This is a genomic window from Ilumatobacteraceae bacterium, from assembly GCA_033344875.1.
GTDB lineage: Bacteria > Actinomycetota > Acidimicrobiia > Acidimicrobiales > Ilumatobacteraceae > Ilumatobacter.
The window spans coordinates 3,897,483-3,916,658 of sequence record JAWPMO010000001.1 but is presented as its reverse complement, the minus strand read 5'-3'; the positions used below and the strand labels follow the sequence as shown (position 1 = coordinate 3,916,658).

The 19,176-nt window shown below is 67.6% G+C and carries 21 protein-coding genes and 1 tRNA gene; 16 read left to right on the top strand and 6 right to left on the bottom strand.

The genetic code is table 11. The annotated features are described in order from the left end of the window. Window positions 1–101: 101 nt before the first annotated feature. The 13 genes from R8G01_18600 (at window position 102) to R8G01_18540 (ending at window position 12,423) form a co-directional block, all read left to right on the top strand. Window positions 102–875: a hypothetical protein gene (locus R8G01_18600; GenBank protein ID MDW3216014.1), complete on the top strand. Its 774-nt coding sequence runs from the start codon at window positions 102–104 to the stop codon at window positions 873–875. 1 nt (window position 876) lies between these two features. Then, window positions 877–1,284: a hypothetical protein gene (locus R8G01_18595; protein ID MDW3216013.1), complete on the top strand. Its 408-nt coding sequence runs from the start codon at window positions 877–879 to the stop codon at window positions 1,282–1,284. A 40-nt stretch (window positions 1,285–1,324) separates the two neighbouring features. Further along, window positions 1,325–1,930 (top strand): dTMP kinase, encoded by a 606-nt coding sequence (gene tmk / locus R8G01_18590; GenBank protein ID MDW3216012.1) that lies wholly within the window; start codon window positions 1,325–1,327, stop codon window positions 1,928–1,930. Next, complete coding sequence (locus R8G01_18585) at window positions 1,927–2,985, top strand: hypothetical protein (GenBank protein ID MDW3216011.1); 1,059 nt, start codon at window positions 1,927–1,929, stop codon at window positions 2,983–2,985. The genes tmk and R8G01_18585 overlap by 4 nt, the downstream gene beginning before the upstream one ends. A 45-nt stretch (window positions 2,986–3,030) precedes the next feature. Then, window positions 3,031–3,450, top strand: coding sequence for a DUF2177 family protein (locus R8G01_18580; protein ID MDW3216010.1), 420 nt, complete (start codon window positions 3,031–3,033; stop codon window positions 3,448–3,450). 136 nt (window positions 3,451–3,586) lie between these two features. Next, window positions 3,587–3,659 (top strand) — tRNA-Thr (locus tag R8G01_18575). 100 nt (window positions 3,660–3,759) lie between these two features. After that, on the top strand, window positions 3,760–4,884 hold the full coding sequence (locus tag R8G01_18570; GenBank protein ID MDW3216009.1) for a tyrosine-type recombinase/integrase: 1,125 nt from the start codon (window positions 3,760–3,762) through the stop codon (window positions 4,882–4,884). A gap of 226 nt (window positions 4,885–5,110) precedes the next feature. Next, entirely contained in the window at window positions 5,111–5,359 is a 249-nt protein-coding gene (locus tag R8G01_18565) for an addiction module protein (GenBank protein MDW3216008.1), read from the top strand. After that, window positions 5,356–5,676 (top strand): type II toxin-antitoxin system RelE/ParE family toxin, encoded by a 321-nt coding sequence (locus R8G01_18560; protein ID MDW3216007.1) that lies wholly within the window; start codon window positions 5,356–5,358, stop codon window positions 5,674–5,676. Before R8G01_18565 ends, R8G01_18560 begins: the two co-directional genes overlap by 4 nt. Before the next feature lie 309 nt (window positions 5,677–5,985). After that, entirely contained in the window at window positions 5,986–6,366 is a 381-nt protein-coding gene (locus R8G01_18555; protein ID MDW3216006.1) for a helix-turn-helix domain-containing protein, read from the top strand. An 85-nt stretch (window positions 6,367–6,451) separates the two neighbouring features. Next, the gene (gene mobF, locus R8G01_18550) at window positions 6,452–9,745 is read left to right on the top strand and encodes a MobF family relaxase (protein ID MDW3216005.1); all 3,294 of its coding nucleotides are present in this window, start codon (window positions 6,452–6,454) and stop codon (window positions 9,743–9,745) included. 300 nt (window positions 9,746–10,045) lie between these two features. Continuing rightward, window positions 10,046–12,010: a copper-translocating P-type ATPase gene (locus R8G01_18545; GenBank protein MDW3216004.1), complete on the top strand. Its 1,965-nt coding sequence runs from the start codon at window positions 10,046–10,048 to the stop codon at window positions 12,008–12,010. Window positions 12,011–12,015: 5 nt separating this feature from the next. Then, a complete protein-coding gene (locus R8G01_18540) occupies window positions 12,016–12,423 on the top strand; it encodes a heavy metal-responsive transcriptional regulator (protein ID MDW3216003.1) in 408 nt (135 codons plus the stop codon). A gap of 29 nt (window positions 12,424–12,452) precedes the next feature. Here R8G01_18540 and R8G01_18535 read toward each other — a convergent pair whose 3' ends face one another. The 3 genes from R8G01_18535 to R8G01_18525 form a co-directional block, all read right to left on the bottom strand. Beyond that, a complete protein-coding gene (locus R8G01_18535) occupies window positions 12,453–12,734 on the bottom strand; it encodes a DUF411 domain-containing protein (GenBank protein MDW3216002.1) in 282 nt (93 codons plus the stop codon). 54 nt (window positions 12,735–12,788) lie between these two features. Further along, window positions 12,789–12,974, bottom strand: coding sequence for a hypothetical protein (locus tag R8G01_18530; protein MDW3216001.1), 186 nt, complete (start codon window positions 12,972–12,974; stop codon window positions 12,789–12,791). Window positions 12,975–13,057: 83 nt separating this feature from the next. Then, window positions 13,058–14,311: a multicopper oxidase family protein gene (locus tag R8G01_18525; GenBank protein MDW3216000.1), complete on the bottom strand. Its 1,254-nt coding sequence runs from the start codon at window positions 14,309–14,311 to the stop codon at window positions 13,058–13,060. A gap of 329 nt (window positions 14,312–14,640) precedes the next feature. Between R8G01_18525 and lgt the strand changes: the two genes are divergently transcribed. Genes lgt through R8G01_18510 form a run of 3 tightly spaced genes read left to right on the top strand, consistent with a single transcriptional unit; the run spans window position 14,641 to window position 16,768 of the window. Further along, window positions 14,641–15,507, top strand: a complete 867-nt coding sequence (lgt, locus tag R8G01_18520; GenBank protein ID MDW3215999.1) for a prolipoprotein diacylglyceryl transferase — start codon at window positions 14,641–14,643, stop codon at window positions 15,505–15,507. A gap of 29 nt (window positions 15,508–15,536) precedes the next feature. Next, window positions 15,537–15,890 (top strand): BlaI/MecI/CopY family transcriptional regulator, encoded by a 354-nt coding sequence (locus R8G01_18515; protein MDW3215998.1) that lies wholly within the window; start codon window positions 15,537–15,539, stop codon window positions 15,888–15,890. Next, window positions 15,887–16,768: a M56 family metallopeptidase gene (locus tag R8G01_18510; GenBank protein MDW3215997.1), complete on the top strand. Its 882-nt coding sequence runs from the start codon at window positions 15,887–15,889 to the stop codon at window positions 16,766–16,768. Before R8G01_18515 ends, R8G01_18510 begins: the two co-directional genes overlap by 4 nt. Before the next feature lie 60 nt (window positions 16,769–16,828). On the opposite strand, the gene R8G01_18505 is transcribed toward R8G01_18510, so the two are convergent. From R8G01_18505 to R8G01_18495, 3 genes are all read right to left on the bottom strand, one after another. After that, entirely contained in the window at window positions 16,829–17,665 is an 837-nt protein-coding gene (locus tag R8G01_18505; GenBank protein ID MDW3215996.1) for a L,D-transpeptidase family protein, read from the bottom strand. Between the two features lie 37 nt (window positions 17,666–17,702). Next, window positions 17,703–17,879: a hypothetical protein gene (locus R8G01_18500; protein ID MDW3215995.1), complete on the bottom strand. Its 177-nt coding sequence runs from the start codon at window positions 17,877–17,879 to the stop codon at window positions 17,703–17,705. Window positions 17,880–18,079: 200 nt separating this feature from the next. Then, entirely contained in the window at window positions 18,080–19,012 is a 933-nt protein-coding gene (locus R8G01_18495) for a peptidoglycan DD-metalloendopeptidase family protein (GenBank protein MDW3215994.1), read from the bottom strand. Window positions 19,013–19,176 lie beyond the last annotated feature (164 nt).

Below are 19,176 nucleotides of genomic sequence, written 5' to 3'. Positions count from 1 at the left end.
CACCGGAACGCCCGGTGGGCCGCGCCCGGCCAATTCCGTACCTTCACCCGATCGGGTGAGGTACCGTCTCACATGTCGAGACGACCTGGAAGGGGGCGGTCATGACGGGACGAACACGATGGCGCTGGGGAGCGCTGGTGATCGGGGTGATGTGCGTGATCGGTGGCGGCACCGTCGACGCCGGCAGTCCGCCTCCGCCGACGATCGACGACGAGGCGCTCGAGGCGATTCGAGCGCTGATCCCCGAGGGCGACCCGGGCGAGTACGACCTCGACGAGGCCGACATGCTCTTCGGCCAACTGGTCGAGCTCACCGAACTGTCGACCGACGTCGACGACTTCGGTACCGGCAGCGAGGTGACCGGCCCGTGCGGAGGCTTCGCCTTCTCGTTCGACCAGGACGGACGGCGGATCGACGCCGCGTTCGACACCGGCGACGACGGACCGCCGATCGACCTCCTCGACGGCGACCAGGCGTTCACCTCGGCCAACCCGTTCCGCGTCGACACCCGTGGCGTCGTCGTCTACTTCGGCTTCATGCCCCGCTCCGGCGACGGACCGATGGAGCACCGCTGGTCACTGAAGACGAGCGGGATCAGCCTCGATTCCGGTGGCGATCCGAACTCGTCGGGGAACAACCGCAACGCCGGCCTGGTCGACCTCGCCGACGACCTGCCGGTGAAGTTCAGCGCCAAGGTGCGGGTCGAAGGCGAGCTGACCTCCGCGAACCTCGGCCCGTGCATGGGGAAGGGCCACGTCGAGTTCCTCGGCAACGGGCTGACCGACCCCGTCGGGCTGGCCGGACTCGCCCTGCTGGGCGGTGGCCTGTTCGGCATCCTGTTCAACGCCCGACCGGCACGGACCTGGAAGGTGTGACATGACCGCATCGACACGAACCACGATGACCCCCGGACAGACCGAGACGAAACGGCATCCGATCCGCGGATCGATCTGGGGCCTCCTGATGGGGCTCGGCCTCGCCGTCGTCGCCGTCGTCACCAAGGTCGTCTCGCTGAGCCTCGTCACCACGATCGTGCTCGTGGTGGCCGGCATCGCCCTCGGCGTGCTGTGGGGGCTCTACGCACCGGCCAGGCCTCCCAAGGGGCCGGCACCGGCCGCTCGCACGGTGCTGGCACCCGAGACCAGCCGTTTCGACGACTTCGACGAGCCGGCGCCGCGACCCGGCGATGACGCCGCCGACGCCGCGACCCACCCAGTGGCCGACGGCGAACACGACACCGCCGATCGACACGGCGGCGACGCTGCCGGGAGCGACGACGACTGAGATCGAAGGATCGGGTCGCCGCCAGTAGGGTGGCCGCCCGATGCCGTTCTACATCGCGTTCGAGGGTGCCGAGGCCTGCGGCAAGAGCACGCACGCGGCGCGACTCGCCGAGCACCTCGACGCCGTGATCACACGCGAGACCGGCGGCACGGCGATCGGTCGACGGCTCCGCGAGATCCTCCACGACACGTCGGTCACCGACCTCGACGACCACGCCGAGACGCTGATCGTCGCCGCCGACCGGGCGCAACACCTGGCCGAAGTCGTCCGTCCCGCCCTCGCCGCGGGCCGCCACGTGGTCAGCGATCGATCGGTGTACTCCACCCTCGCCTATCAGGGCTACGGCCGAGGCCTGCCGCTCGAGCAGGTGCGGCTGATCAACGAATGGGCGATCGGCGAAACCTGGCCCGACCTGGTGATCCTGCTCACCGTGCCGGACGACGTGACCGCACGGCGCATGGCCAAGCGCGACCGCGATCGGTTCGAACTCGCCGGCGACGACTTCCACGGCCGGGTCGACCGCGGGTTCGCGACCATGGCATCCGACGATCCGGATCACTGGGTCGTGATCGACGCATCGGGTGACCCCGACGACGTCACGGCGGCGATCCGCGACGCCGTCCGGGATCGGCTGGGTGTCGGATGACCGTCGCCGAATCCGTCTGGTCGTCCGTCGTCGGTCAGCACGACGCCGTCGAGCGACTCGAGCGTGCTGCCGCCGATCCCGTCCACGCCTACCTGTTCGTCGGACCGGCAGGTTCGACCAAGAAGGAGGCCGCCCGCGCGTTCGCGGCGCTCCTGATCGGCGGGGTCGACGACGCGACCCGCCGCGACGCCGAGCTCGTCCTGCGCGGCGAACACCCCGACGTCAAGGAGGTCAGTCGGGTCGGCCCGTCGATCTCGTTCGACCAGGCGCGCGAGATCGTGCGCACCGCATCGCTGGCGCCGTCCGAGGGTGACCGCAAGGTGATGATCCTCGACGAGTTCCATCTGCTGCGCCCCGAGGGCGCGGCGCTGCTGCTCAAGACGATCGAGGAGCCTCCGGCGTCGACGACGTTCCTGATCCTCGCCGACTTCGTGCCGCAGGATCTGATCACCATCTCGTCGCGCTGCGCCCGGATCGATTTTCGCTCGGTCGACGAGCAGCACATCGCCGATCAACTCGTCAGCGAAGGGGTCGATCCCGATTCTGCGGCCGAGGCGGCGGCTGCCGCCGGCGGCAACGTCGATCGGGCGCGAGTCCTCGGCGCCGACCCCGAGCTGGCGGCCCGCCGACGTGCCTTCGCCGAGGTGCCCCGGCAGCTCGACGGCACCGGCGCCACCGCACTGAAGCTCGTCGACGACCTCATGGCCAGGATCGAAGCAGCAGCAGCGCCGTTGACCGACCGTCACGCTTCCGAGGTCGAGGTGCTCGACGCCCGCATCAAACAGTACGGCGAGCGAGGGAGCGGCAAGAAGGCGCTCGAAGACCGACACAAGCGCGAGCTGCGCCGACACCGCACCGACGAACTGCTGGCGGGCCTGACGGTCATCGCCGGCGCGTATCGGGACGCACTGCTCGCCGGCGAGATGAGCCGTCCCGACGCGGCGGCCGACGCCGTCCGGCACATCCACGACGCGATGGAAGTGCTCGAGCGCAACCCCAACGAGACGTTGCTGCTCCAATCGCTGCTGTGGTCGCTCCCGGTGTTGACCAGCTGATCAGAGGCGTTCGGCGCTGATCACGCGCGCTGATGCGTCAGCCCGATGCATCAGCCCGGCGAAACGGGGTACTGCATCCACGTGAACTGGATTGCTGCTCTGATCGCCGGCGGGCTGACCATGGGGGTGCTCGACGAGCTCTGGCTCGGCGTCGTCGCCCGCAAGCTCTACGAGAACGAGATCGGCGAGCTGATGCGCCCGAAGCCGAACGTCGCCGCCGCGGCGGTCTTCTACGTCGTGTACGTGGTCGGCGTCGTGGCCCTCGTCGTCGACCGGTACGACGGCATCGGCACGGCGGCGCTCGCCGGCGCCGCCGTCGGGTTCCTGGCTTACGCGACGTACGACCTGACGAGCATGGCCACCATCGAGGGCTTCACGTGGAAGATCACGGCGATCGACCTGGCCTGGGGCACGGCCCTGACCGCCGCCGTGGCGACGGCAGGTGAGTGGGCGTCGACGATCTGACGGGCACGCCCCGGTCACGAGACTCGCCGTCCCTCCGCCGATTCGAGGTCGGCGCGGCCGTTCTCAGGCGATACGATCCCGTCCCGCAGTCCGCATGACGAGACCACGGGTAGCCCCGCTCTCGCCGTTCGGTCCGGCCCAGATAGCTCAGTCGGTAGAGCAACGCACTCGTAATGCGTAGGTCAGGGGTTCAATTCCCCTTCTGGGCTCTGAGAAATGCCTGGTAGATGGGCGTTTTTCGAGAGTCGTTGCGAAGTCAACAACCTCCAACCAAGCAGCTAACCAAGAATTCGGTTTAGGATCGTCGGCATGAAGGGCTCATTGCGTGAGCGCCAAGCCGGCAACTGGGAGTTGATCGTTCAGCTCCCGCGCGACCCGGAGACCGGCCTCCGCAAGCAGCTCAGTCGCACCCACTACGGCACCAAACGCGAGGCGCAACGGGCGCTCGCCGCACTCGTGGCCCAGGTGTCGGAGGGCAAGATCACCTCGACGGCCAAGACGCTCGGCCAACTGCTCGACTCGTGGATCGACCACGTCGAGGGCTCGCTGTCGCCGACCACCGTGCGCGAGTACCGCCGCTTGACGGAGCGGTTGATCAAACCCGACGTCGGATCGCTGCGACTCGGTCGAGTGACGACGAAGCGTCTCGACGACTACTACGCGATGCTCTCGAAGGAGCGCGGCCTCTCCCCTGCCACCATCCGGCACGTGCACGCCGTGTTCCGGGGAGCGTTCGGCCAAGCGGTGAAGTGGAGCATCGTTCCGATGAACCCGGCGGCTGCGGCGTCGCCGCCGAAGCTCCGTCAGCGCGAGATCAACCCGCCCTCGATCGTCGACGTGAAGCGCATGCTCGAGCTCGCCGACGAGGACGACCCCGAGTACGGCGCACTGCTCCGAGTACTGACGGCCACCGGGGCACGACGCGGCGAGGTGTGCGGACTGCGCTGGTCCGACCTCGACCGCAGCACTCGCACGCTGTCGATCAAGCGCTCAATCGCATCCGTCGCGGGTGGCACCGTCGTCAAGGACACCAAGACCCACGCCTCACGCCGGATCGCACTCGACGATGCGACAGTCGCCGTGCTCGACGCCCAGCGTCGACGTCTCGAGGAACGAGCTGACGCGTGCGACCTCGAGCTCGATCCCGACGGCTACGTGTTCACCGAATCGGCCGACGGCGCCGACCCCCTACACCCCGACACGATCACCGGTCGCTTCACCCGAGTGCGCAAGCAGGCCGGTCTCGATAGCGTCCGCCTCCACGATCTGAGGCATCTCCACGCCACCCAACTCCTCGCCGCCGGCGTCCCCGTCCGCACCGTCAGCGGGCGGCTCGGCCACGCCAACGCAGCGACGACCCTGAACGTCTACGCCCACTTCCTCGAAGCCAGCGACCGCCAAGCCGCCGACGTAATTGGCGGCCTGCTGGATTGACCACCTGGCCCAGTTCCAACCGGGACCCCTTCAGAGGCGCCGTCGCACCCGAGCGATAATCACCTGCCGGATCGCGGCAACCCGCGCCGCACCGCCGGCGAAATCGCACGCCTTCGAACCGACGGAGGCCGCTCCATAATCACGTCTTTCAAGGCCGAACGAACCCCGCTCGGCGAGCGGCCGCCTTGCTCCAGTCGGCGGGCCGGCGACGATGTATCGTGGCAGCATGACCGCCCAGACGGACGCGCTGCGATCTGAAGCGCTCGCGCTGCCAGAGGCAGCCCGGGCACAACTGGCTGTCGAACTCCTCGACAGCCTCGATGATCGATCGGTCGAGACCGACCAGGCAGAGCTCGATCGACTCTGGGCCGACGAAGCGGCTCGACGAGCCCGCCAGATCGACTCCGGCGAGGTCACCACCGACTCCTGGGACGATGTCCTTGCGAAGGTGGATCAAGCCCGACGTCCCCGGTGACGCGCGCCGTCCGGTTTCACCCTCTTGCGACCGCCGAAGTGGTGGAAGCACAACTCTGGTACGAGAACCGCGTCGACGGACTTGGCGGCCGCTTCCTCGGCGCCGTCCGAGCAACGACTGAGCGCGCGGCGCGTTGGCCGAACGCCGGGACCCTGACGCGCCAGGACGACAGCAGTGAACAGCTCGAGAGGAAGATCGCTCTCGCCGGCTTCCCGTATGTTGTCGTTTACCGAGTCGCCAGCGAGGACCTCGAGATCCTCGCCGTACATCACGAACGCCGTCGCCCGTTCTACTGGGCTGACCGCGTCACCGACTGACGCACGCATTACGACCGGTCGCGATCGTCGGCCTCCACATCGATGCGCCAGCTTCACCGCAGTCGGCGGCATCTGACCGACGATCGTTTGCCAACGACCGCCGAAGTCTCGAGGTCGGCGGCGGCGGTCGTTCTGCCCATGTTCGATCGATTGCTCGGAGTTGGTTGACCAAGAAATTCTGTAACGAGAAGCGCCTTCGTCGGCATTTCATTAGGTGATCGGACGCCTTTGTCGTCGGGCTGGGTCCCACTCGGCTCGACGTCGAGCGTCCGGTTCACGGGTGGGGTGATCCCATGAAGGACCGATGCGATGCCGACACGACGACAACTCGACACTCCACCGTCGAACAGCGCGCCGCCGGATCTGCTGACGGTGGCCGAGACCGCCGCCGTGCTGCGCTGCGGGCTGACCTTCGTGTACGAGTCGATCCACCGCTACCGGGCCACCGGTGACGCCGACGAGATCCCGGGGCTGAAGGTCGGCCGAGGCCTCCGTGTCCCGCGCGTCCGGCTCGAGCACTACATCGGCGCGCCGATCACCTGGCCGATCGCCGAACACCCGACCGTCGACCACCAGGTCGGTCACACCGATTGCGACGACGACACGCGGAGTCCGTCACCGCACACGACGACTCGCCACCCGCGTCGCACCACTCGCCGTCCCACGACTCCTCGACTCTTCGAGGACTGACTCCCCCGCGGATCACCATGACCAGTTCACGATCACTTCCCACTTTCTTCAACAGACAAGTGCCCAAACGTCTGGGCGGGTCGTGATGTTGCGGGTTCGCACGATCTACGCCGGTTCGGCGGCCGCCGCTGTCGACTACTACACCCGCTATCTCACCGAGGCGCCCGGTGAGGTTCCCGGGAAGTGGCTCGGCCGCCAAGCACCGGGTCTCGACCTCGTCGGTGACGTCATCGCCGACGATCTGCAGTCGGTCCTCGAAGGCCGTGACCCCACAACTGGGACACCGCTCGGGCGAGCTCTCCGGGACCGAGAACTCGCGAACGGCACGGTTGTGAAGGCGGTCGCCGGGTTCGACGCGACCTTCTCCGCACCGAAGTCACTCAGTGTGTTGTGGGCGCTCACCCGAGACGAGCGACTCCTCGCCGCGCACGACGTCGCCGTCAACGCTGCCCTCGGCCACCTCGAACGGTTCGGTTCGACGACCCGCATCCGATCCGCCGGCGGCCGACTCCACCCCGACTCGCAAGGTCTCACGATCGCTGCGTTCCGCCAGACGACATCTCGCGCGGATGACCCACAGATCCACACCCACTGTGTCATCTCGGCGAAGGTGCAGACCGCGGCTGGCCGCTGGCTCGCCCTCGACGCCCGCTATCTCAAGCGACACCAGAGGATGCTGGGCGGCCTCTACCAGTCGGTGCTCCGCAACGAACTCACCCACCGTTTCGGTATCGACTGGGCAACGATCGACAACGGCCAGGCCGAGATGGCCGCCATGCCCGACGATCTGCTCGCCGTGTTTTCGAAGCGGGCGGACGAGATCAACGAAGCTGTCGCCGTCAAGGTCGACGACTTCGCCGCGCGGAAGGGACGCGACCCCAACCAGTGGGAAATCGGCGCGCTCAAGCGGGAGGCCGCGGTCGACACGCGGGCGCGCAAATCCGGCACCGGCGTCTCCGAACTCACGACACGGTGGGACACCGAGGCCGCGGCAGCCGGCTGGGACGCTTTCGGGCTGATCGAGGAACTCCAAACCCAGCAGGTCGATCGCGACGAGCGGCCGCCGACGATCACGGTCGCCGAACTCATCGACGCGTTGTCGTCATCGGGATCGTCGTGGAACCGGGCCCAGATCGTCGCCGCCGTGGCCGACGTCGCCCGACCCGACCCCACACTCACCGGCAAGCAGTGGGCGGAGCGCATCGAGCAGTGGGCCGACGCCGTCGTCGGCCACTGCATCGAACTCGACCCGGACCACACGGCGACGCCGCGGCGTGTGTCGGACGGGCGATCGCTGTTTCACGAACCGATCAGTCCGCACATCACCACCGACGCCATCCTCGCCGAAGAAGAACTGATCGCATCGTGGGCGCTCGCCGCCCAAGCCGACGACCCCCGACCGTCAACGACCGTCGACGGCGCGCACCTCGACGTCATGCAGGCCGACGTCGCCGCCGCAGTCGCTGGCCACGACCAACTCGTCCTCGTCGTCGGACCCGCCGGGGCCGGCAAGACCACCACACTGCGCGCCGCGATCGACGACCTCCACGGTGTTGGCCGCCCGGTGTTCGGAGTTGCGCCGTCGGCGAAGGGCGCCCGTGTCCTCAAACGAGAGACCGGCATCGAATCCGACACGCTCGACAAACTCCTCCACGAATGGAACCGGACCGACCGGCCACCCCTCGACCACTATCGACTCCCGGCCGGCACGACGGTGATCGTCGACGAAGCCGGCATGGTCGGCACCCACTCCCTCTCTGAACTCGCACAACTCGCCGCGGCTCGACGATGGCGGGTGGCGCTCGTCGGCGACCCCTACCAACTCCAAGCGGTTGGCCGAGGTGGCATGTTCCACGAACTCACCGTCACCGGACGGGTTCACGAACTCGACCGGATCCACCGCTTCACCGAACCCTGGGAGCCAGCCGCGTCCCTCAAACTGCGACGCGGCGACCCACGAGCACTCGACGACTACATCGCCCACGACCGAATCATCCCCGGCACGTTCGACGAACAAGTCGCGCTCGTCGTCGACCGGTGGAGCCAGACCCACGCCGCGGGCGAGACCCTCGCGATCACCGCGTCCAGCAACGACCACGTCGACCGGATCAACACGGCGATCCAATCAGCACGAGCGGCCGCCGGCGACATCGACCCGACCACGCTCGCGCCGATCGGCGGCACCGAGTTCGCGTGCGTCGGCGACGTCGTCGTCACCCGACGCAACAACCGCCGCCTCACCACGACAACCGGCGACGTCGTCCGCAACCGCGAAACATGGACCGTCACCGGCATCGGCGCCGACGGCACCGTCACCGCGTCGTCGAACGAAGGCACAGGCGTCGTCGAACTGCCCGCCGACTACGCCGCCGAACACGTCCACCTCGGCTACGCCGCCACCGAGCACGGCAACCAAGGCGACACCACCGCCGCCGCAATCGAAGTCGTCACCGACGCCACCTCGAGGCGCGGCCTCTACGTCGGCGCCACCAGAGGCCGCACCGAGAACCTCATGCTCGTCGTCACCGAAACACACGACCTCGACGAAGCCCGCGACATCCTCGAACGCGTCATCGCCAACGACCGAGTCGACCTACCCGCGATCGCGCAACGCCGAGCACTCGCCGAGACGACCCGACACCTCGGGCGGCAACGTTCCACACCACAACCTCGCTGCATCCTCCCGCACTGGTTCGACGACCTCACAAACAACATCACCAGCCGTCTCCAGCGCGTCGAAGAGAAGCGCGCGCAACTCGACGCAATGGCAGACCGGCACCACGCCGAACTCGACAACGCCCAACAACAACTGCTCGAAGCCGAACGCCTCCTCGACCCCCACCGACCAGCGCTCGACAACGCACGCGCCGACGTCGAATCCGCCCAACAACAAGTGTGGACGACCAACGCAGCCCTCCGCCGAGCCAAGGCGATCAAGCGTCCCGCCGCGCGCCGAAGAGCGGGCCGAGCCGATGATGAACTCGCACAGGCGAGAGGTCTTCTCGCTGCCGTCGAAGCAACCGCCCGCCCGGCCACCAATGCGATCTCAACAGCTCACGACGAGATCCAACGCGCCGAGCGTTCGATCAGAAACCTCCCCCTCCGACGCAACTTCCTGCTCGGAAACGTCGACACCGACCAACTCCACGCGCTCTCCGAAGCGCTCGACACCTGGCGTCGATGGGCCGACGGCTTCCCGGTCACCATCGAAGCGAGTGCTGACGCGCTGGCGACCTTCGGCAGTACGGGTCTTCTCGGCCGCAGCGAAGTCCAAGCTCTCACCACGCCGCTCGAAGACTGGGCGGCCGACCACGGATTCGAACCGGTGTTCCATGCCCCTGAACGCGGGTCGTCCACCGAGATCGGCCTCGAACGGTGATCCCGCAGCCGGGGCTCGCAGAGACGGCGGCGAATCTGCGAACCAGGTGTTGACCTTGCCCCCAGGGGGAAGGTGTATAGGTAGGACATCAAGAATCTCATGAACCCCGATCTGAGCAGCGAGAAGTGGGAGCGATCCATGGCAACACACGATCAGGCGACGGCCGAAAGCCGACACGAGGGCCACGGCGCAACGCCCGACGCCGACGTCGAGCATGGAACTCACGATCGCGGACACCCGCCCCGCCACGACGAGCACTCGCATGCCGGCCATGACAAGCACGCCGGGCACGATCCGGCAATGTTCCGGCGACTGTTCTGGTGGAACCTACTGCTGGCGATTCCGGTGATCGTCTTCTCACACATGGTCCAGGAGTGGTTCGGGTACTCCATCGACGCCTCATGGGCGGCGTGGGTGTCACCGGTGATCGGCACCGTCATCTTCCTGTGGGGTGGACAGCCCTTCCTGAAGGGCGCGGTGCACGAGGTCCAAGCTCGCCAGCCGGGGATGATGCTCCTGATCGCCCTCGCCATCACCGTCGCCTACGGGTCGTCACTCGCCAGCTCGCTCGGCTGGGGTGAACTGGACTTCTGGTGGGAGTTGGCGGCGCTGATCGTCATCATGCTGTTGGGTCACTGGCAGGAGATGAAGGCAATTGGCCAGGCACAAGGGGCGCTTTCGGCGCTGGCTGAGTTGCTGCCCGATCGGGCTGAGCGAATCGAGGACGGCGAACCGATCGAGGTCGCGATCGCCGACTTGGAACGGGGCGATGTCGTGCTGGTCCGCCCGGGCGGTCGAGTTCCCGCCGACGGTGTAATCATCGACGGATCGGCGGCAATGGACGAGTCGATGATCACGGGCGAGTCCCGTCCGGTCGACCGTGGTGAGGGCGATCGCGTGGTGGCGGGCACGGTGTCATCGGATCGGGCGATCCGCGTCCGCGTCGACGCTCTGGGCGACGACACGGCGCTGGCCGGGATTCAACGCCTGGTGGCCGATGCCCAGAGCTCGAACTCGCGCACCCAGGCGCTCGCGGATCGGGCTGCAGCTGCACTGTTCTACGTCGCCACCGGAGCCGCCGTCATGACCTTGGTCGTGTGGGCGGCGCTCGGCGACGGCGCAAACGGCGTCATCCGCACGGTCACCGTGCTCGTGATCGCGTGCCCACACGCGCTCGGACTGGCGATCCCGCTCGTCATCTCGATCACCACCGCGACCTCCGCACGAGCGGGGATCCTGGTCAAAGACCGGCTGGCGCTCGAGCGGATGCGCACCGTCGACGCCGTGATGTTCGACAAGACCGGCACCCTCACCAAGGGCAACCACGCCGTCATCGATCGCGAAGCGATCGAGGGATGGGACGCCGACGAGATGATGCGGTTCGCTGCGGCAGCCGAGGCCGACAGCGAGCATCCGATCGCACGAGCGATCGTCGCCGTCGGAGACGAACTCGGTGACGTGCCGGCTGCGTCGGAGTTCGATGCCATCACGGGACGCGGCATCGCCGCCATCGTGGATGGACACGAGATCGCCGTGGGCGGGCCCGCACTGCTCGACCATCTGGCGCTCGATGAACCCGGCGAGCTCGCCAATCGGATCACGACGTGGCGTGACCGTGGCGGCGCCGTCCTGTACGTCGTCCACGACGGCGAGGTGGTGGGCGCGGTCACGGTCGCGGACGAGATTCGGCCCGAATCACGAGCCGCCGTGGACGCCCTGCACGCCCGTGGGAAACAGGTGATCATGATCACCGGCGACGCCAGGCAGGTCGCCGACGCCGTCGCCGCCGAACTCGGTATCGACGAGGTCATGGCCGAAGTGCTCCCACAGGACAAGGACGCCAAGGTCGCCGAGCTCCAGCAGCGCGGTCTACGCGTCGCGATGGTCGGCGACGGCGTCAACGACGCACCAGCGCTCGCCCGCGCCGAGGTCGGCATCGCGATCGGAGCAGGTACCGACGTCGCGATCGAGTCGGCCGGTGTCGTGCTCGCATCGAGCGATCCACGGGCGGTCACCGGGGTGATCGACCTCTCACGGGCGAGCTATCGCAAGATGATCCAGAACCTCGTTTGGGCGACTGCGTACAACGTGATCGCGATCCCCGTCGCAGCCGGGGCGTTCGCGTTTGCCGGGCTCACCCTGCCGCCTGCAGCGGCGGCGGTCGCGATGAGCCTCTCCACCATCATCGTCGCCGCCAACGCACAGTTGCTCCGGCGGTTGGATCTCCGGCCGCGTGACGATCTCGCCACGGATTCGGGACGGTGAGCGCCATGCGTATCGGCGAAGTTGCTGAACAGGCTGCGGTGACGACCAAGACGATTCGCTACTACGAATCGATCGGCATCCTACCGACACCGGATCGGACGCCGTCCGGGTATCGGGCATATGACTCGACGACGCTGGAACGGCTCCGCTTCATTCGCGATGCCCAGGCGACTGGGCTGACGCTCACCGAGATCAAGTCCATCCTCGAGCTGAAGGGCCAGGGTGAGCGCAGCTGCGAACACACCCGCTCCCTCATTCAGCGGCAGCTGACCGAGGTCGACGTCCAGATCCACCGATTGGAGTCTGCACGACGCGAACTCCATGAACTGATGGAGCGTGCCGACCGATCCGACCCGGCCGACTGTGTCGACGCGCACCGCTGCCAGGTCATCGAGGCTCGGCTCAGTGAGTGATCTCCCGGTGAGCGGTCTGCGTCTCGGGCTCAGTAGTCGAATGGCTGAAGGGAGCCGTCGTGACCGATGAGCATGACGGGTTGGCTTTCCCAGGTGGTCACGTCGCCGCCCATCCCAGGGGAGTCGGTAGGCATTCCCGGAAGGGCCAGACCGACTGCGTCGGGACGGTCTTGGAGGAGCCGTTCGATCGCGCCGACCGGGATGTGGCCTTCGAGTGCGTAGCCGTTGACGATCGCGGTATGACACGAGGCAGCTTCGTCGGGCACGCCGACCTCGGCCCGGTACGCAGCTCGATCGGGGTCGTCCGTCATTTCGACCTCAGCGCTGTGGTTCTGCAGGTACACGACCCACCCGGAGCAGCAACCTCAACCGGGGTCGCGCCGGACGTCGAAGTACACGCCCGCCAACTCGCTGCTCTCCACGTCGGTGGACGTCGCTGGAGATGGCGCAACGGCTGAACCGTCATCACCCCCACCCCCGCATCCGGCGACGGCGAGCGCAATCGTGATCGCTGCGAGGACACGTCTCGCGTTCCGAGGTTCGACGTTCATCTTGGCCCCGACGCTACCGGTGCTCCGCGCCTGATCAAGTCCGGCAACTGCTCGCTGCCGGTCGGCGAATCCCGGCATTGCGATCAGCGCCCCGATCCTGTGCCGATGACGCCCATCATGCCGAGGTCTTCGTGGTCGAGGATGTGGCAGTGATACACGGTTCGCCCGGCGATGCCGGTGAACGGCACGATCACCCGTACCGATGTTCCTGCTGGCACGTTGACCGTGTCTTTCCAGCCCGAGGCCTTCGCTCCGTCGACCACCCGGAAGGGCCACACGTGGAGGTGGAACGGGTGGTCCATACCGGTCGGGTTCCGGATCTCCCACTCCTCGACGACCCCGAGTTCGACCTCGATGTCGGTTCGCGCTGGGTCGAACGGCCGCCCGTCGATCGTCCACACCATGTCGCCCCGTCCCATCATGTGACCCATCCCCAGGTCGAGGGCACGTGACGCAGTGGCGTCGGGCAGGGGATGGTCGGTGATCGGCAACGTCTTGGGGAGCGCTGCGGGGTCGCCGGTGCCGGCGGCGATCATGGTGGCAATTATCGTCTCGGTCGACGTACCGCCGGACGCGCCCATGCCCATGCCACCCATCCCCACGCCACCCCGGTCGTAGGGGAGGGACCGGATTGCGAAGGTGCCCTCGGCGCTCGGCGCGATCAGGAACTCCGTTCGTTCTCCCGGCGCGAGCAAGGCTTCGCCCACCGCGACGGGAGCTGGGAGACGCCCGCCGTCCGTGGCGATGACGTTCAGGTCGTGGTCGTCGACCACCAGCCGGTAATACCGTGAGGCGCTGGCGTTGACCACCCGCCAGCGCTCGAGCTCGCCGACGCGTGCCGGCACTTCGGGTGCGAGAACACCGTTCACGAGCACCACGTCACCCTCGCGGCCCGTCATCTGGTCGATCGCGTTCGTGTCGAGGATCCCGCGGCTCGTACCGATCGGCGGGTCGGCAAGGATCCAGATGCGTTCGTTCGAACCCACCAGATCGGGCGCGTTGTCCACATCGTCGATCACGATGATTGCACCGGCCAGACCACCTGCGACCTGCCGGGCGACCGTGCCGTGTGCATGCGGGTGGTACCAGAACAGGCCGCTGCGGTGGTCGGCGGGGATGTCGTAGACGTACGTGCGGTCCTCACCCGGACCGACGGCGACGAAGACGTTGTCGCCGTCGCCTTCCGGCGAGACGTGGAGGCCGTGGGTGTGCAGGTTGGTCGATTCCTCGAGTCGATTCTCCAGTCGGATCTGGAGCCGATCACCTGGCCGCACACGCAGCGTCGGGCCCGGCGTCGTCCCGTTGTACGTGAGGCAGTAGCGCGTCGAATCACCCACGGAACCTGAGCCTCTTCGGCGCGGAGCACGACCTCGAGGAGGCCGCGACTGCTGGCGAACACCTCCGGCTGAGCGAACGCCGCGCCGAGGGCGGCACGACCAGTTGTGCTTGAGCCCGACAACGTCGATGGCAGGGTCGACGGCGACGAACTCCTGCCGTCCGACGAACACGACGCGAGCCATGCCGACAGTCCCCCAGCGGCGACGCCGCTCAGGAACCTGCGACGCGTGAAACTCTGGGGGACCATGCGCCGGGTCGGCGGCAGTGTCGCCGGGTTCGGATTCACTGATGTCACGACGACAAAGTGTAGTAGTACACTTCGAGCTTCATGCATGCGTTCGTTGCCTCGATTCCCAGTCCACCGTCGTCCTCGCTGCACATCGGCCCGCTGCGCGTCACCGCATACGGGCTCATGATCGGCCTGAGCGTGGCCGCCGCTGTCTGGCTGGCCGGTCGAAGGGCCGAAGAACGGCAGGCCGCGTCCAAGGACGACATCGCCGCCGTCGGGATGTGGGCCGTCGCGGGAGGCTTGGTCGGCGCGCGTCTCTACCACGTGGTCACCGACTGGGATCGGTTCGCGTCCGATCTCTGGGCGATACCTGCGCTGTGGCGAGGCGGCCTCGGGATCCCGGGTGGCCTCGCCGGCGGAGTTGCCATCGGCCTGGTTGCCGCGCACCGGCGTGGCATCGACATCCGAGTCATGCTCGACATCGCAGCACCAGCGGTTGCGCTCGCACAGGCGATCGGCCGCTGGGGCAACTGGTGGAATCAGGAACTGTTCGGCCGCCCGACGTCCTTGCCGTGGGCGCTGCAGATCGACGACGCTCACCTGCCCGCCGGGTACGCATCCGGGACTACGTTCCATCCGACGTTCCTCTACGAATCGATGTGGAGCCTTGCCCTCTGTGGCGTGCTGCTAATGACGGATCGTCGTGCGTGGTTGCGGCCGGGCAGGCTGTTCGCGTTCTACTTGGGTGGCTACTTCCTCGGTCGGCTGTGGGTCGAAGGGCTGCGGATCGACCCCGCACCGGAGATTGCGGGCTTGCGCTGGAACCAGTGGATGTCGATGATCGTGCTCGTCGGGGTAACCGCGTTCTTCATCGTCGACCGGACTCGGGTGAACCCTCGCGGTGCTGAACGAGCGCGGGAGCATGACGATCCCGTTGTCGAGGTGGAGCCGAGCGAGGTCTCCTAGGATGACACGGTGAGCGAGGAGGAGTTCTGATGAGCCGTCGACCCGATGGTGCGCTGGAGCGGGACATCATGGAGGTGCTGTGGGACGCCAACAGCCCTATGACCCCAGCCGAAGTGAGCGAGCGCCTCGACGTCGACCTCGCGTACACCACCGTGATGACCGTGCTGGGGCGACTTCACGACAAGGGCCGAGCGGTGCGCGAACAGCGCGGACGGGCATTCGCCTACTCGGCTGCGGTGTCTGAGTCGGAACTCGCCGTCGCACAGATGAACGCCGTCCTGTCGTCGACCACTGATCGGGAGGGCGCACTCGGTGGCTTCGTCGGGGCCTTGTCGCACCGCGATCGCGCCGCGATTCGTCGTCTGCTCGGAGGGGGCGAATGACAACTCTGGCAACGGTGTCGCCGCTACTCACCGCGTTTGGAATCGCGGTGGTCGTCACTGCGCTGCACCGTCGCGTCCGCCCCCAATTAGCCGCCGCGTTGCTGACGGGTGGCATCCTGGCGGTGACCGTCGCCGTGGTCCCGACGCTGGTCGTGCTCGCGGTCGGGTTCCTGGTGCACCTGCCGTTGCTCGGCGGTGGCATCGAGTGGTGCCGCTCGGTGCTCGGTTTCCATGCGTCAGTCGACCCGTGGCTGGGTGCCGCCGCGACAGGCCTACTCACTCTCGGAGCGGTTCGGTTCGCCCGGTCGGTGCGCGCGTGGCGACGTCATCGCTGCGCCGAGGCAGGCGCCTTCGCTCTGGTGAACAGCGATGATTGGTTCGCGTACTCGTTGCCGGGGCCAGGGCGGCGGATCGCCGTGTCCTCCGGGCTCGTCGAAGCCCTCGATGGTGACGAACTCGCGGTCGTCTTGGCACACGAGCGGGGTCATGCCCGCCACCGTCATGATCGCCACTTGTTGGCGGCCGAGCTGGCAGCGTCGCTGGTGCCGCCGCTCGAGTGGTTGCGGCGGCGGCTCCGGTTCGCACTGGAGCGTTGGGCGGACGAAGAGGCGGTCGACGCCGCGGGCGGTGACCGCGAACGCGTTGCCTTGACGCTGGCCAAGGTCGCGCTCGGGCGGTCCGAGGCACCTCGACCTGTTGCGGCCTTCAACGGGCTCGGGGTCGTCGCACGGATGGAAGCGCTGCTGCGCCCGCAGCCGCTCCGACACGAGGGCTTCTGGGTCTCGGCGATCGGACTCGGTGTCGTTGCGGTGACGCTGTCGGCCGCCGTCCAAGCCCATCACGTCGTGGCCCTGCTGGTCACCCTCTGCCCTGGATAGCGCCGAGCGCTGGTCGCGGACACGAGCGCCCGCTCGTAGCGGGGTGGAGGTTCGCCCGAACTAGGGATCCGGGGAAACGGTGGTGGTCGTCGTCGGCGAGCTGTTCGGCACGCTCGTCGACGTCGTGGTCGGCGGTGGTTGCGGCGTCGTGGTCGCGGACTCGGGGACGGTCGTCGTGGTGGTGGTGGTTGACGTCGTGGTGGTGGTTGACGTGGTGCTGGTGGTCGTCGTGTAGTCGGGGTCGGGCCAGTCGAAGATCATCGGTGCCGCTCCGTAGTGTTCGGGTTCCTCGACGCCGTCGAACACGTAGACCATGTCACCGATCTCGACGAGGTCCTGGAGGTACTCGGCGATGTGCATCGGGAAGCGGACGCATCCGCGAGAGGCTGGATAGCTCGGCACGTTCGAGGCACCGTGGATGGCGATGCCGTAGTTGAAGTAGGTGGGTTTGTAGAGCCGGCCGAGCTTCGCGTTCCGCCACCCTTCGACCTTGCGCTCGAAGTGATAGACCCCGCCCGGAGTGATCGACAAGCCGCAGATGCCCTTGGTCTCGGTGGTTCCGTCATCGAGATCGACGGTGACCTCGTCGCACCACTCCACACCCTCGCCGCTCGAGACGTGCGACACGACGCGTACCGCGCCACCGTCGAACAGGACGGCGACCTGCTCGGGAAGGTACACCTCGAGGTGGCGACCGCCCGGCGTGCGGCGGGGTGCGACGACGACCGGAGCGAACATGCGCTCCCAGACCTCCGGGGTCACGGTTCCGTCGGCCGATTCGCGCGGGATTCCCATGATGAGCTTCTTGAACGCCCAGACCGACCGGACGGTCGCCGATCCGTAATAGTCATCGACCGGGCCCGGATCGAACGCGAGATCGGTCAGGCGTTGCTGCATGAGTCCGATCTTGGGATCGACCATGCCTTCGACGAGTTCATGGCCCAGTGGCGGAACGGTCGAGGTCGGCGTCGACGTCGACGTCGACGTCGGGGTGGTCGCCGGGTCCGTTACCGGCATGGTGGAGGGCGAACTGCGTCCTGGCGTCGTCGCCGGAACCGACGAGATCGGACGCTCGCTGCCGCTCGATCCGCCTGATCGTCCGAAACCCCACCAGGCCCCCATCGGAACTGCGGCGACAGCGCTGGCCAGGAGGAAGCGTCGCCGGGTATAGACCGCCTCCATGTCGGGTTCGTGTCTGTGGTGTCGTCGGGTTCTCTTCATCATCACGGGTCGGCGGTGCGTCGCCTCGCTTCCAAACTACAAGTCGTAGTTGTCAACCCGGCGTCGCCACGACGGATTCCCGACTGATCGTCAGCACGTGGCCCGCACGTAGGGGTACGGGTTGACGGCGCGTCCACCGTTGGGGTGGACCTCGAAGTGCAGGTGGTTCACGCTCGTGTTGCCCGTGGCGCCCACGTAGCCGATCACTTCTCCTCGAGACACGCTCCTGCTGGAGCCTTCCCACGCGCTCAAGTGGGCGTAGTAGTACTTGGTCCCCGACGACCCGGTGATCCACACTGCGTTGCCTCCGAGGCGGTTCGTCTTGAACGTCGCCGATCCGGATTCCACGGCCACCAGCGGCGTCCCACCCGGAGCCATCATGTCCACGCCTTCATGGCTGCGTCCGCCCGATCGTGGTGCGCCCCACGTGTCTGCGAACGACCGGGGTCCGGCGACGGGGCACACCATGCCGTTGCCGGCGTTCGCAGGCGGTGTCGGCGGTGCGACCGGTGTCGGCGTCGGCGGTGCCACCGGTGTCGGCGTCGGCGGTGCCACCGGTGTCGGCGATCCGTCCGACGCCGAACCGCCGCCCTGGCCCCCGCCACCACTGGAGCCGCCGCTCCCGTTCGATGTTCCTCCAGCCGATGCAGCCGCGGCTTGTGCGGCCGCCTTCGCGGCCGCTTCGCGCTCTGCCTCCTGCTCGCGCTCGCGCCGCTCCTGTTCGGCGCGCGCCTGACGCTGCCGCTCCAACTCGTGCTGCACTTCAGCGTCGGCAAGTCGCTCCTGCTCGATGCGTTGCAGATCGAGGACTTGTTGCTCCGCATCCGCCTTGAGCGCGGCCCACGATTCCTCTGCGTCGGCAGTTTCGGATCGCTTCTGCTCGAGCGCGTGTCGGGCGTCGTCGAGTTCGTCGATCGCCTGGTCGTAGTCGTCGACCTGCACGAGCTGCGAGCCACTGGCGGTGCTGGCGTACACGCGAGCTGCGGCCGTCTCGTTGCCTCGCCCGATGTCCTGGAAGAGCAACAGTGAGTCCCGGCCGGCGCCGACGAACTGTCGAACCGCGCTGTCGGTGAGTCGAACCCAGCGGCGACCATGCTGACGGGGACGGCGATGACGGCCACGGAGACGCGGCTGCACCACTCGTCCTCGAACCGGGGGAAATGGGCGAGGTGACCCATGACCTTCGA